This is a genomic window from Xanthobacter sp. 91 (assembly GCF_000702385.1).
In the GTDB taxonomy this organism is placed as follows: Bacteria; Pseudomonadota; Alphaproteobacteria; order Rhizobiales; family Xanthobacteraceae; genus Xanthobacter; species Xanthobacter aminoxidans.
Genome location: NZ_JNIB01000001.1, coordinates 3,290,043 through 3,303,963, shown reverse-complemented (window position 1 = coordinate 3,303,963; position 13,921 = coordinate 3,290,043). Strand labels below are relative to the sequence as shown.

Annotated in this window: 8 protein-coding genes and 1 pseudogene; 6 read left to right on the top strand and 3 right to left on the bottom strand. The window is 68.0% G+C overall.

What is annotated here, in order from left to right; translation table 11 throughout:
* The first annotated feature begins 16 nt into the window (after positions 1 to 16).
* The 6 genes from A37E_RS0115555 to A37E_RS0115530 all read left to right on the top strand — a co-directional run bounded on the left by A37E_RS0115555 (position 17) and on the right by A37E_RS0115530 (position 11,940).
* Complete coding sequence (locus tag A37E_RS0115555; RefSeq protein ID WP_029557446.1) at positions 17 to 223, top strand: DUF1656 domain-containing protein; 207 nt, start codon at positions 17 to 19, stop codon at positions 221 to 223.
* Positions 220 to 1,119, top strand: a complete 900-nt coding sequence (locus A37E_RS0115550; RefSeq protein WP_051679079.1) for an HlyD family secretion protein — start codon at positions 220 to 222, stop codon at positions 1,117 to 1,119. Before A37E_RS0115555 ends, A37E_RS0115550 begins: the two co-directional genes overlap by 4 nt.
* 282 nt (positions 1,120 to 1,401) lie before the next feature.
* Entirely contained in the window at positions 1,402 to 3,699 is a 2,298-nt protein-coding gene (locus A37E_RS0115545) for an FdhF/YdeP family oxidoreductase (protein WP_029557444.1), read from the top strand.
* A 2-nt stretch (positions 3,700 to 3,701) separates the two neighbouring features.
* Complete coding sequence (locus A37E_RS0115540; protein ID WP_029557443.1) at positions 3,702 to 5,120, top strand: cytochrome ubiquinol oxidase subunit I; 1,419 nt, start codon at positions 3,702 to 3,704, stop codon at positions 5,118 to 5,120.
* Between the two features lie 2 nt (positions 5,121 to 5,122).
* Positions 5,123 to 6,151: a cytochrome d ubiquinol oxidase subunit II gene (cydB, locus tag A37E_RS0115535; protein WP_029557442.1), complete on the top strand. Its 1,029-nt coding sequence runs from the start codon at positions 5,123 to 5,125 to the stop codon at positions 6,149 to 6,151.
* A 614-nt stretch (positions 6,152 to 6,765) separates the two neighbouring features.
* A complete protein-coding gene (locus A37E_RS0115530; protein ID WP_029557441.1) occupies positions 6,766 to 11,940 on the top strand; it encodes an ATP-binding sensor histidine kinase in 5,175 nt (1,724 codons plus the stop codon).
* Positions 11,941 to 12,218: 278 nt separating this feature from the next.
* Here A37E_RS0115530 and A37E_RS0115525 read toward each other — a convergent pair.
* The 3 genes and pseudogenes from A37E_RS0115525 to A37E_RS0115515 form a co-directional block, all read right to left on the bottom strand.
* Positions 12,219 to 13,310, bottom strand: a pseudogene (locus A37E_RS0115525) (conjugal transfer protein TrbE); the annotation flags it as partial.
* 12 nt (positions 13,311 to 13,322) lie between these two features.
* Positions 13,323 to 13,595, bottom strand: coding sequence for a VirB3 family type IV secretion system protein (locus tag A37E_RS0115520; RefSeq protein WP_029557439.1), 273 nt, complete (start codon positions 13,593 to 13,595; stop codon positions 13,323 to 13,325).
* On the bottom strand, positions 13,595 to 13,918 hold the full coding sequence (locus A37E_RS0115515) for a TrbC/VirB2 family protein (RefSeq protein WP_029555215.1): 324 nt from the start codon (positions 13,916 to 13,918) through the stop codon (positions 13,595 to 13,597). Before A37E_RS0115515 ends, A37E_RS0115520 begins: the two co-directional genes overlap by 1 nt.
* Positions 13,919 to 13,921 lie beyond the last annotated feature (3 nt).

Below are 13,921 nucleotides of genomic sequence, written 5' to 3'. Positions count from 1 at the left end.
AGACGAGATCCATCCCATGTTCTCGGAACTCAATCTCCTCGGCGTGCTGTTCTCGCCCTTTGCAGCCATGATGCTGGCGGCGTGGTTGATGACCATCCCGCTCATCATGTTCGGCAACCGCACCGGCCTGTCGCGAACGGTGTGGCACCCGGCCCTGTTCAATCTCGCGATCTACGTGATCGTGCTGTCCCTCACCGTCCTGAGCATAGGAGCAGGTTCATGACCGCCATCGACATCCCTGCCGAAAAGGGGACCTCCGTTTCGCGTCGCGTGATGGGCGTGCTCCTGACACTCGCCGTGGTCGGCATCGCCGGCATCCTCGGATGGAGGATGTGGGAGACCTACATGACCACGCCCTGGACCCGCGACGGCACCGTGCGGGCCTACGTGGTCACCGTGGCGCCGCAGATCTCGGGACGCATCATCGAGCTGCCGGTGAAGGCCGACCAGTTCGTCCACAAGGGCGACCTCCTGATGGTGATCGAGCCCTCCGACTACCAGAACGCGCTCGCCAACGCCGAGGCCGCCGTGGCCCGCGCGAAGGCCGACCTCGAGAACAAGAAGGCGGAGGCGGAACGGCGGACGAAGCTGAGTGCCATCGCCGCGTCGGACGAGGAAAAGCAGAGCTTCGCGGCCTCGGCGGACATGGCGGTGGCGGCCTATCAGCAGGCGCTCGCCGACCGCGACCAGGCGAAGCTGAACCTCAGCCGCACGCGCATCGTCTCGCCGGTGAACGGCTATGTCACGAACCTCCTCACCCAGGTCGGCGACTACGGCATCAGCGGCCAGCGCGCGCTCTCCGTGGTGGACAGCGACAGCTTCTGGGTGGACGGCTATTTCGAGGAAACCGTCCTCTCCGGCATCCATCTGGGCGACACGGCGAAAGTGGCGCTGATGGCCTATGGCGCGCCGCTCACCGGGCATGTGAGTGGCATCGGCCGGGGCATCGCCATCCCCAATGTGGCGCCGGACGTGTCCGGCCTCGCCTCGGTCAACCCGGTGTTCACCTGGGTGCGCCTCGCCCAGCGCGTGCCGGTGCGCATCGCGCTCGATCCGGTGCCACCGTCTGTCACCCTCTCCGCCGGGCTCACCGCGACGGTCTCGATCTCCGGAAAGTAGCGACCGACCCGAGCCGACCGACGGCCCGCCCCGAAACGGGCGGGCCGTATGCGTTCGCGCCGCCTCATCCCTGCCTCGTCCCCTGCCCCGTCATCCTGCGCAAAGACTGTCCCGCGCCATACAAAGGTATGCGCCGGGCATATGTGAAGCCCATTTATTCGGGCTGATCCTGCGGCAATCATATCCTCGTCTTCCGGTTACTTTCACGTCCGGCGACCTGTGCAGTCGAGACGAGCCCCCTCGCTTGACGGCCTCACCCCCTCATTGCTGCGGGAGCCGCCCATGGGCATCGCGAAAACCATTCGTCCCTATCATGAGCCCGCCGGCGGCTGGGGCGCCCTGAAGGCCATGGGCAGCGCGCTGGTGGAGCAGCACGTCGCCGTGTCCGGCATGGCCACCCTGTCGCGGATGAACCAGCCCGGCGGCTTCGACTGTCCCGGCTGCGGATGGGGCGACCCCAAGCACACCTCGCCCTTCGAATATTGCGAGAACGGCGGCAAGGCGGTGGCCTGGGAGGCGACGGCGAAGCGCTGCACGCCTGAATTCTTCGCCGCCCACACCGTGACGGAGCTTGCCGCCCTCGGCGACTACGAGCTGGAGATGGAGGGCCGTCTCACCCATCCCATGCGCTATGACGCCGGGAGCGACCGCTACCTGCCGGTGCGCTGGGAAGAGGCGTTCGCCCTCGTGGGACAGCATCTCAATGCTCTGCCCGACCCCAACATGGTGGATTTCTACACCTCGGGCCGCGCCTCCAACGAAGCGGCCTTTCTCTACCAGCTGTTCGCTCGCGAATACGGCACCAACAACTTTCCCGACTGCTCCAACATGTGCCACGAGGCCACCAGCGTCGGGCTGCCCCAGTCTATCGGCGTCGGCAAGGGCACGGTGCTGCTGGAGGATTTCGCCCGCGCCGACTGCATCTTCATCTTCGGCCAGAACCCCGGCACCAACTCGCCGCGCATGATGACCGAGCTGCGCAACGCCTCGCGGCGCGGCGCCACCATCATGTCGTTCAACCCGTTCCGCGAGCGGGCGCTGGAGCGCTTCCAGGCGCCGCAGAACCCGGTGGAGATGGCGACGCTCACCTCCACGCCCATTTCCTCGCGCATCTTCCAGGTGCGGGTCGGCGGCGACGTGGCCCTCCTCAAGGGCATGATGAAGCATCTCGTCGCGGCGGATGAAGCGGCCCGCGCGCAGGAACTGGCGCCGGTGCTCGACTGGGACTTCATCCGCGGCCACACCGCCGGCATCGATGCCCTCATCGCCGACCTCGCCGCGACCTCCTGGGAGGACATCGAGCGCAAGAGCGGCATCGCCCGCGCCGACATCGAGATGGCCGCCGAGGCCTACATGCGGGCGGAGCGGGCGATCCTGGTCTACGGCATGGGCATCACCCAGCATCGCCACGGCACGCAGAATGTGCAGCAGATCGCCAATCTCGCGCTGCTCAAGGGCAATGTGGGGCGCGAGGGCGCCGGCATCTGCCCGGTGCGCGGCCATTCCAACGTGCAGGGCGACCGCACGGTGGGCATAACCGAGGTGCCATCCGCTGCGCTGCTTGATGCCATCGCGGCGCGCTTCGGCTTCACCCCACCGCGCGCCTTCGGGCACAACGTGGTCACCGCGCTGGAGGCCATGCTGCGCGGCGAGACGAAGGTGTTCATCGGCCTCGGCGGCAATTTCGCCGCCGCGATCCCGGACTGGCAGCTCACCCAGGCGGCCATGCGCCGGCTGGACCTCACCGTCCACATCGCCACCAAGCTCAACCGCAGCCACCTGGTCCACGGACGGGACGCGCTGATCCTGCCCTGCCTCGGCCGGACCGAGATCGACATGCAGGCGAGCGGGCCGCAGTCGGTGACGGTGGAGGATTCCATGTCCATGGTCCACGCCTCCACCGGCCACAATCCGCCGGCCTCCGCGCATCTGAAGAGCGAGCCGGCGATCATCGCCGGCATGGCGCGGGCAACGCTCGGCAGCCGCTCCAGGGTGAACTGGGAGGCGCTGACGGCGGACTATGCGCTGATCCGCGAGGACATCGAGGCGGTGTTCCCGATCTTCCAGGGGTACAACGCACGGATCAAGGAGCCGGGCGGCTTTCACCTCACCTCCACCGCCCGCGAGCGCATCTGGGCGACGGCCTCGGGCAAGGCGAACTTCATCGTCTGCGAAGGCCTGTGCGAGGACCCCGGCGTCAGCGGCCACCCGCTCTGGCTCACCACCGTGCGCAGCCACGACCAGTACAACACCACGCTCTATTCGCTCTCCGACCGCTACCGCGGCGTCCATGGCGCGCGCGATGTGATCTTCCTCGGCGAGAAGGAGATGGAAAAGCGCGGGCTGAAGCCGGACGACCGCGTGGACATCGTGACCCTCTCCACCGACGGCATCGAGCGCGCGGTCCGCGGCTTCCGCGTGGTGCTCCATCCGTTCCCGGAGGCGAGCTGCGCGGCCTACTACCCCGAGACCAACCCCCTCGTGCCGCTCTACGCGCACGACCCGCAGAGCTTCACCCCGGCCTCGAAGGGCGTCCCCGTGCGCCTCGTGAAATCCGCCCCCGCCACCGGAGCGAAATGACCATGGACGCCCTTGCGCTCTCGCGCCTGCAATTCGCCTTCACCGTCGGCTTTCACATCCTGTGGCCGACGCTCACCATCGGCACCGCCTGGTTCGTCACCCTGCTCAGCTTCCTGTGGTGGCGGACGGGCAAGACCGTCTACCGCGACCTCATGCGCTTCTGGATGCGCCTGTTCGCGCTGGTCTTCGGCATGGGCGTGGTGACCGGCATCGTGCTGAGCTACCAGATCGGCACCAATTGGGCGGGCTTCTCGCGCTCCGTCGCCAACGTGCTCGGCCCGCTCCTCGCCTATGAGACCATGACCGCCTTTTTCCTGGAGGCCGGCTTCATCGGCATCATGCTGTTCGGCGAATCCCGCGTGTCGAAGGCGACGCATTTCTTCGCCTGCCTCATGGTGGCGGGCGGCGCGCTCATCAGCACCACCTGGATCATCGCCGCCAACAGCTGGATGCAGACCCCGGCCGGCGCGGTCGCGGATGCCGGGGGCATCTTCCATGTGGTGGACTGGTGGCAGGTGATCTTCACCGCCTCCTTCCCCTATCGCCTCGCCCACATGGTGTGCGCCAGCTTCCTCACCTGCGCCTTCATGATTGCCGGCGTCTCCGCCTTTCATCTGTGGCGCGGCCAGCATGTGGCCGCCTCCCGCACCGCCTTCTCCATGGCGCTGTGGCTGGCGCTGGTGCTCGCCCCGCTCCAGATCTTCATCGGCGATCTGCACGGCCGCAACACGCTGGTGGAGCAGCCGACCAAGCTCGCCGCCATGGAAGGCCTGTGGGACACCACCCGCGGCCCGGCCATGACGGTGATCGCCTGGCCGGATATGGCGGCGCAGAAGAACCTCTATGCGCTGGAAATCCCCCACCTCGCCAGCCTCTACCTCACCCACAGCTGGAACGGCGAGGTTGAGGGCCTGAAAGCGGTGTCGCCCGCCGACCAGCCCAACGTGCCGATCGTGTTCTTCGCCTTCCGCATCATGGCCGGCATCGGCATGCTGCTGCTGATGACGGCGCTGACGGGGCTGGTGCTGCGGATGCGCGGACGGCTCTACGACACCCGCTGGTTCCAGTACCTCGCCATGGCCACCACCCCCCTCGGCCTCGTCGCCGTGCTGGCCGGATGGACGGTGACGGAGGCGGGCCGGCAGCCCTGGATCATCTACGGCGTGCTGCGCACCGCCGATACCGTCGCCCCGGTGGCCGCCGGGGCGGTGACCACCAGCCTCCTCATCTTCTTCGCCGTCTACAACCTGCTCCTCCTTGCCTTCCTCTGGTTCGCCGGACGGGTGGCGTTCAAGGGCCCGACCGAAACGTCGCCCGAGGTGGCGGAACGCCCCGGCATGGAGCGCGCCAGCGTCGGCCTCTTCACCAACTCCCCCACCCTTCCGTCGCCCGTCCCCGGCGCCGGACAAGCGAAGGCCTGACCATGACCGAGCTGATGCAGGCGGACCATGTGCCGCTCCTCTTTGCCGCCGCCGCTCTTTTCTGCGTCACGGTCTACGTGCTCGCCGACGGGCTGGACCTGGGCGTCGGCATCCTCTTCCTCCCCGCCCCGCGCGATCAGGACCGCGACGTGATGATGGCCTCCATCGAGCCCGTCTGGGACGGCAACGAGACGTGGCTGGTGATGGGCGGCACGCTGCTCTTCGCCGCCTTTCCCGCCGGCTACTACATCCTCCTGCCGGCCTTCTATCTGCCCATCATGTTCATGCTGTTCGCCCTGATCTTCCGGGGCGTCGCCTTCGGCTTCCGCCTGCAGGCGACCCGGTTCCGGCCGGTGTGGGATGCCGCTTTCTTCGCCGGCTCCCTCCTCGCCACCTTCTGCCAGGGGCTCATCCTCGGCGGGCTCATCGAAGGGGTGCCGGTGGAGAACGGCATGTTCGCCGGCAGCGCCTTCAGCTTCCTCAGCGTGCTCGGCGTGCTGTGCGGCATCGGCCTCGTGGGCGGCTATGCGCTCATCGGCGCCGGATGGCTGATCTGGAAGGCGGAGGGGCCGACGCAGGTGTTCGGCCGGGAGATCGCCCGGGCCGCGCTCATCCTCACCGCCGCGATGATGCTGCTGGTGAGCCTGTGGAGTGCTTGGAGCGTGCCCGAGGTCGCGGCCCGCTGGTTCGCCCTTCCCAACCTGTTCTGGCTCGCGCCCGTGCCGCTCATCACCGTGGCGGTGATCGCGGGGATCTGGTGGGCCATCTGGAATGGCCGGGAGGCGCAGACGTTCGTTCTGTCCCTCGTTCTGTTCGCCCTCGGCCTGTTCGGCCTCGTGGTGAGCCTGTGGCCCTATGTGGTGCCCCGTCAGGTCACGGTGTGGGACGGGCTTTCGGATCCCCGATCCCTCGCCTTCCTCGGGGTGGGCGTCATGGTCATCATCCCGGTGGTGCTGGCCTATCAGGCCCACGCCTACTGGATCTTCCGGGGGAAGGTGCAGCACGAAGGGGGGCACGGCGGCTACGGCTGACGACCGCCCGCCCGGTTCGCGATCGCTCGCCCCGAAGCCACATGGCACGGGGCGAGCGATTGCGTGAGTGCGGGCTGTTCCTGTCCCGGGCCCGCCCGTGATCTCATACCCCCAGCGCCCAAAGCAGAAGCACCGCCGCCGTCATCGTCTCCCATAACGCAATCGTTCAAAGCGACCGGCATATTCGACAAGAGACCGATCCCGAACACCGGCACCATGGCGACGATTTTCCGGGACGCATCAGATGCGAGGATCGATGACCATGAGCCAGGCGCCTGCGCGTCGCCTCGGCGGCAATTTGAGGCCGGGGTGGGGGCGGCACACGCGCTCGCTTTCGACCGGACCGCAGGCGCGGCGCGCCCAGGCGATGCCTGACATGTGATCGTCGCCCCCTCCCCGTCGCGTCGGTGCCGACCATAGCCACCTTGACGCGGGCGCCCGTTCGAGAATATTTAATCGAACGATAAATAGCCGGTTTTCGGGTCTCTCCGGCGCATCGACCGCCAGCCGCAAGCGCCAACGGCGCGCTGGACGCTCTTGCAATAACGCACTACAAATAAGAAACAACACCTATTTTTCGTACATTTATGCAATGAACGGATGAAAGATCGCCAGTGGACAGCGTGCGAGACATCGACGGCAACAGCGCCCCGCTCCGCAGCGGGATGGACGCCGCATCCTTCGACCGCCTCGCGCTGACGTCGGAGGGCGCCGTTGACGGCATCGAATCCTGTCTCGCCGAGGACGAGCTGACCGGTGAACGCTGGCGGGTGAAATCCGCTTTGCGGGGCAGTCCGGCCGCGGCCCTGCTCGATCGGGAGGCAGCCCTGGCGCAGGGTCTCCCTTCCGACCTCATCGACCCGCCCCAGCGGCTGGAGCATCGCAGCCGGGTGCTCCTCCTCTACCCGGATCGCCCGATGGCGAGCCTCGACGACCTCGCCCCCGGCACGCTCGCCCCGGAGGCGCTCCTCGATCTCGGCATCGCCATCGCCGCCGCGCTCTCGCGGCTGCACGCGCTCGGCACCATCCATGGCGGCCTCAAGCCGCCGAGCGTGCTTCTGGAGGAGCGGGGACGGGTCCGCTTCCGCCATCTCGTCGGCCCCATAGGCACCGATGCCCCGCAAGCGGCCGGCTTCACGGCGGCCGACGCCATCGCCTACGCCGCGCCGGAACAAGCGCGGCTCCACCGCCCGACCAGCGACGCACGCAGCGATCTCTATTCGCTGGGCGTGCTGCTCTATGCGCTGCTCGTCGGCCGGCTGCCGCTCCAGGCCACCAGCATGGCGGAGTGGCTGCACGCCCATGTGGCGGTCGAACCGGTACGGCCCGGCGCCGTGCGCGGCGATATCCCGCCCATGCTCGACGCCATTCTCATGAAGCTCATCGACAAGGATCCGGAGCAGCGCTACCAGAGCACCGAAGCGCTCCAGATCGACCTGCGCCTCGCCCGCGCCGCGCTGGCGGCCGGCGACGGCGCGGCGACTTTCGCCCTCGGCCGCGGCGAATTCGCGCGCAAGGGGCTTGAGGCACGCGGGCTGTTTGGCCGCGCGCTGGAGCTGTCGCAGCTCGTGGAGGCCTTCGGGCGTGTGTCCCGAACGGGCCGGAGCGAGCTGATCCTGCTGCGCGGCGAGGCGGGGGCGGGCAAGTCCGCCCTCGTCGAGCAATTGTCGAAGGCTTGGCTGCCGGCAGAAGCCCAGTTCGCGGCCGGCAAGAGCGTCCTGCTGCAGGAGGGCATGCCCTACGCCCCATTCGCCCAGGCGCTGCGCACCCTGGTCATGCGGGCGCTGGGCGAGAGCGCGGACGTGCTGGACGGCATCCGGGAGCGCCTTGCCGCCCAGCTTTCGGGCTACAGCAGCCTGCTGATCGACCTCGTGCCCGAGGCCGAGTTCATTCTCTCGGACGGGGGCGCCCTGCCCGAGGTCGCCGCGAGCATGGCGCAGGCGCGCGTGGTGCGGATCGTGCTCCAGACCCTCAAAGCCTTCGCGACGCCGTCCCGGCCGCTCGTCCTGTTCCTCGACGACCTGCAATGGATGGATGCGGCGAGCCTCGGCGCCCTTCAGGCCCTGTGGCGCGAAGCGCCGCCGCATGCGCTGCTGATCGGCAGCTATCGCGAGGAAGAGGTCGCCCGGCATCCGGAGCTGGCCGGACTGCTGGCGGAGGCGCGCACCGGCCCGCTGCCGACAACGGAGATCCGCGTCGGCCCGCTTTCGGGCGCGGAGACCCTCGAATTCGTCGCGAGTGCGCTGAACGGCGCGCCGGCCGAACTCGGCGAGCTCGCGGACAGCATCCATCGCAAGACGGGGGGCAATGCCTTCTTCGTCCGGCAGCTCCTGCAGAAGCTTTTCGATGACCGGGTGATCGCCTTCGATCCCGAGGCGCAGCGCTGGCGCTGGGATGCGCTGCGCTTCGGCGCGTATAATTCGGTCTCGGACTTCATGCTGCAGCGGCTCGACGCCTTGCCGCCGAGCCAGCGGGGTGTCCTGCAGCGGCTCGCGAGCGTCGGCGGGCGGGTTTCAGGCGAGACCTTTGCGCACCTCGTCGGCCAGTCCGAGGCCGAGGCAGGGCATGTGGCGGTCGAGCTCGTGGAAGCCGGCCTGCTCCTGCGGCGGGATGCGGACTACGTCGTCGCCCATGACCGCGTGCTCGAAGCCGCCTACGCCTCCATTCCCGAGCCGGACCGCCCGGCCGAGCATCTGGCCATCGCCCGGCGCATGATCGCCATCGCGCGCGACGGAGACGCTGACTGGGCCTTCGCCATGGCCGCGCAGATCGAGCGCGCAGATCGCACCACGCTGGACGAGGCGGAGCGCCTGAGCTTCGTGAGGGCCTTGCGGACCGCGGCCCGCCACGCCCGCAATTCCGGCGCCGTTCAACAGGCGGCCGGCCATATCGAGATGGCCCGCAGCCTCATGCCCGACGTCTGGCAGGTGAGCCATCGCGCCTTGTTCGCGGAGGTGAAATGGCTCCATTGCGAAATCCTCATCGCCCTCGGACGGATCGATGAGGCCCTGCCGGCCATCGAAAGATCGCTCGCCATCGCCGCCACTCCGGTGGAGCAGGCCGACCTCTACCGCCTGAAGGCCATCGCGCGGACCATCCGGTCGGACTACGAAGGGGCGATCGACGAGGCCCTGGCAGGGCTCGCCCTCCTCGGTGTCGAACTCGAGCGGTTCGTGACGGACGAACAGCTCGCGCAGGCCTATCAGGCATGCAGCGCCCGCCTCAATGCCCTCGACGTCTCCCACCTGCGCGACCTGCCGGAGATCACCGACCCCGCAATGCGGTCGGCGCTCGCCCTGCTCTCTGCCCTGAGCGCGGCCTTCTTCGTGCGCGGCGGCCTGCGCGTGCTGCATCTGATCAAGATCGTCGAACTCACCCTCGATCACGGTATGACGCCGGAGGCGGCCTACGGATTTGCGTGGTTCGGCGTGTTCTGCGCGGATCTCTACGGCGCCTACGAGGATGGCGAGACCTACGCCATGATGGCGCAAGATATCGTCCAGCGGGACGGCTACGAGGCGCAGCAGACGGCGGTTCTGCTGGCCCTCGACCAGGTGGGCGCGTGGACGCGGCCACTGCGCTTCGCCCTCGACCGTGCACGCGAGGCAGCGCAAATCGGCCTGACGGCCGGCGATCTCGGCTGGGCCTGCTATGCCCGCAACCACATCGCGTCCAACATGCTCATGCTGGGCGCGCCCCTCTCTGCGGTGCGGGACGACATCGAGGAAGGATTGGCGTGGACGCGCCAGTTCAAGTATCGCGACATCGAGCTCATCCTGGCGGCACAGTCCCGCTTCGTGGATACGCTTGCATCCGGCGACTATGACGGCGCGCAGGGCGTTCCGGAAGCGGAAATCACCTCGCTGGCGACCCTCTTCTGGGTCCGCCATTACGCAGGCGTCACCGCCTTCCTGTTCGGCGATTTCGAGCGCGCCGTCCTCCAGCTGGAACAGGCGGCGGCGCTGAGCTGGGCGGCGCCAGCGCACATCGACACCGCCTCATGCGCGCTCTTCCTCGCCCTCGCATTGGCCCGCACCAGCGCAGGCGCGCCCGCCCGGAAGGTGACGCTGGGAAGGATCGACGAGCTGCGGCGGCGCTTTGCCGATCGCGCCCGGTTCAATCCATCCACCTTCGAGTGCAAGCATTTGCTTCTGGAGGCCGAGGCGGCGCGGCTGTCCGGCATCCCTGCGGACGCGCAGCGCCTGTACGAGCAGGCGGCAGACGCGGCGGCGGCCAGCGGGTTCGTCCATGAGCAGGCGCTGGCCTACGAGCTGGCAGCCTATTGCTGCCGTGAGGCCGGGCTGGGCATTCCCACCTCTGGATACGTCCAGGCGGCGATCAGCCACTACCGGCACTGGGGCGCGCAGGGGAAGGCGGACCAGTTGCTGCGCAGCTTCCCCCTCCTGCTCGACGGCGGCGCCGGCGCGCGCCATCACCGGGCCGGCGACGGGACGGCGGATGTCGCGGGCGTCCCGGCGGGACAGGGCGGCCTCAACCTTGAGGTGATGACCAAGGCCGCGCAGACGCTGGCCGAGACAGTCGGGCTCGATCAGGTCATCCGCACCTTGATGCGGGAGATGATCGTCCATGCCGGTGCCCAATACGGCCTTCTGATCCTCATGCGCGACGGCGATCCGGTGATCGAGGCCTCGGCGCGCGTGGAAAACCAGCAGGTGGAAGTGGACGTCCACTCCGCCGTTCCCACCGCACGGGATCTGCCGCTGGCCATGCTCAACACGGTCATGCGCACGCGCAGGACGGCGGTCTTCGCCGATGCCGCCAGCGAGGAACCGGGCCTGCGCGCCGCCGGCCACGGGGGGGCGCCCGCGCGCTCCCTCCTCTTCATGCCGCTGATCAAGCGCGGCAGCCTCGTGGGCGTTCTCTACCTCGAGAACAACCTCGCGGCGGACGTCTTCACGCCGAACCGCACGGCGCTGCTGGAACTGCTGGCGACGCAGGCGGCCATCTCGCTCGATGCCGCCCGGCTCTACAACGATCTCGTGGATGAGAACACACGGCGGGCCAGCGCGGAGTTCGATCTCAGGGAGACGCGAGCGGAACTCGGTCGCGCCTCCCGCATGATGGCCATGGGCAATTACGCGGCCTCCATCGCGCACGAGATCAACCAGCCCCTGACCAGCATCGTCGCGAGCGCCGATGCGGCGATGCGCTGGCTGCGGCGCGCCGAGCCGGACGTCGACGAGGCCTTGCAGGGCGTGGAGCAGATCCGGGCCTCGGGCATGCGCGCGGCGGGCATCGTCAAGTCCCTGCGCGCGCTGGCCAAGCGCACCGCCCCGGTGCTGGAGCCGATCCGCCTCGAAGATCTCACCGAGGACGTGATGCGGCTGGTGGTCAAGGATCTCCAGTCGAACGGGGTCGAGCTGGTCGACCTGCTGGCGGTGGACCGGCGCCCCGTGGAGGCCGATCCCGTCCAGTTGCAGCAGGTCGTCTTCAACCTCATCACCAACGCCATTCACGCCATGGAGGCGGTCGATCCCGGCCGGCGGCGCCTGACCATCGAGACTTCTCGGGACGCGGGGATGGTGCGCCTGAGCATCGCCGACACCGGCTGCGGCATGAGCGAGGATGTTCTTGCCCGCATCTTCGAACCCTTCTTCACCACCAAGCACGCCGGCATGGGCATCGGGCTGTCCATCTGCCGCTCCATCATCGACGCGCACGGCGGCATGCTCAGGGCGCGCTCGACCGTGGGAGAGGGAAGCGTTTTCTATTTCAGCCTGAAGACCCTGGATGACGTCGCCCGGACAGAACAGGACGCGCAAGCCTGAGTGAAGGCATCAATCACGCCCTGGCGAGCACTCGGGTCTTGCGTCGCATGACAATCAGGGATTTTGCCAAGGCTGGAACGATGATTCGAATATATTCGATCTATCCAGATTTTATGAAAAAGTATTCTATTTAATTGACGGACCCCGGGTGAATACGAGAATTATATCGACGCTATAGCCCTCCTTTAACTCAGCCGCTATGCGGACAGCACGCCGTTATGACGGTCTCGCGCAACCAGCGATGCGCAGGCTCGGCTTCCATACGGGTATGCCAGAGTGGCCGTGAAGTCCCGGCCCTGGATCACCTTCTCCACCAGCCGGAGCTTCTCGTCGGCGATGCGCGGATCGGCATCCCAGACGGTTACCGTGGCGGTCACGTACGCGATGCCCGCGTGGTCGGCGCCGAGCTCCTGCAGAGCGAGATCGGCATCCTCCGCCTTGTTGGCGGTATCGGAATCCACCAGCACCGAAGCTTCGTTGGTCATCACCTCCTTCAGGATGGCGGCGATGGACTTGCGCTTGGCGAACCACTGCCGGCGGATCTTGGTGAGGAGCCGGGTGGCGTCGGTCTTGTCGAGGAGGATGGCGCGGGTGGACCAGCGATAGGGAAAGGCCAGTCGGTTGAGGTCGTCGAGGATCCCCGGCGTCGTCGCCGTAGGAAAACCCACGATGGTGAGCACGCGGAGGTGATCGCTCCCGAGCATGGTCTCCAGCCCGCCGGTGAGCGGCTGGTCGGCGAGGAGTGCGTCGAGATAGATGGGCGTCTCGGGAACGCGCACCCGCTGGCGCCGCGTCGAGACGCAGCCATGGAGATAGGTCAGGGTCTCGGCATCATCGAGCCAGCGGCACTCCGGCATTAAGGCTTCGACCAGCCGCAGCACCCGGTCCGTGCGGTCGATGAAGGCGCTCTGTGCTTCGCGGGGATCGACACCTTCGCGCCCACGACCCTCATAGAGCCAGCTCTCCGCCCGCGCGGCATCCTCCGCCGGAGGCAGCCAGCAGAAGGTCAGGAAATAGCTCGACTCGAAATGGCTTCCGGCCTCGGCGAAGCCGGCCTTGCGCTCGGCATCGACCAATGCGGAGGCGGGATCGGGGAAGAGGCTCTCGAGATAGGCGCCTGCCTCATGCCGCTGGGCTTCCACGAACAACGCCCAGCCGGAGCCGAGGCGACGGAAGGCGCTGTTGAGGCGACCTGTCACCGCCACCAGCTCGGCGGGCACCGCAGAATCGAGATCCGGCCCGCGGAAGCGCGCCGTGCGCTGGAAGCTGCCGTCCTTGTTGAGGACGACGCCCGGGCCGACGAGGGCCGCCCACGGCAGAAAGTCCGCCAGACGGCTCCCGTGCCGGCGATACTCGGCGAGGTTCATCATATTGCGCGCCCCTCAGGCCGACAGGTGGGAGGGGATGCGCAGATGCCGGCGCACCACGTCGACGAAGAGCGGATCGCGCTTGGCGGCCCAGACGGCGGCGAAATGGCCGACGGCCCAGAGGGCGAGGCCCACGAACCAGAGCCTCAGCCCCAGCCCGACGGCGCCGGCGAGCGTGCCGTTGAAGATGGCGATCGCCCGCGGCGCGCCGCCGAGCAGGATCGGCTCGCTGAGCGCCCGGTGGACCGGCACGGAGAAGCCCGGCACTTCGCCGGCATCGCCCGCCATCAGACCAGCGCTCCGCCGCTGAAGGAGAAGAAGGACAGGAAGAAGCTGGAGGCAGCGAACGCGATGGAGAGGCCGAACACGATCTGGATCAGCCGCCGGAAACCGCCCGAGGTGTCGCCGAAAGCGAGCGCGAGGCCGGTCGATATGATGATGATCACCGCGATGATCTTGGCGACAGGCCCCTGGATGGACTCCAGGATCGATTGCAGCGGCGTCTCCCAGGGCATGGAGGAGCCGGAGGCGTGGGCAGCCGACACCGCGCAGGCGAAGGCGAGAGCTGCAGCGGCGGTTCGCAGCAAGCGGCGATGGCGGACAACGAGCATCGA

Coding starts and splice junctions, on each gene's coding strand:
- A37E_RS0115555 (WP_029557446.1), top strand. CDS start 17: ATGTTCTCGGAACTCAATCTCCTCGGCGTGCTGTTCTCGCCCTTTGCA.
- A37E_RS0115550 (WP_051679079.1), top strand. CDS start 220: ATGACCGCCATCGACATCCCTGCCGAAAAGGGGACCTCCGTTTCGCGT.
- A37E_RS0115545 (WP_029557444.1), top strand. CDS start 1,402: ATGGGCATCGCGAAAACCATTCGTCCCTATCATGAGCCCGCCGGCGGC.
- A37E_RS0115540 (WP_029557443.1), top strand. CDS start 3,702: ATGGACGCCCTTGCGCTCTCGCGCCTGCAATTCGCCTTCACCGTCGGC.
- cydB (WP_029557442.1), top strand. CDS start 5,123: ATGACCGAGCTGATGCAGGCGGACCATGTGCCGCTCCTCTTTGCCGCC.
- A37E_RS0115520 (WP_029557439.1), bottom strand. CDS start 13,595: ATGGCGGGCGATGCCGGCGAAGTGCCGGGCTTCTCCGTGCCGGTCCAC.
- A37E_RS0115515 (WP_029555215.1), bottom strand. CDS start 13,918: ATGCTCGTTGTCCGCCATCGCCGCTTGCTGCGAACCGCCGCTGCAGCT.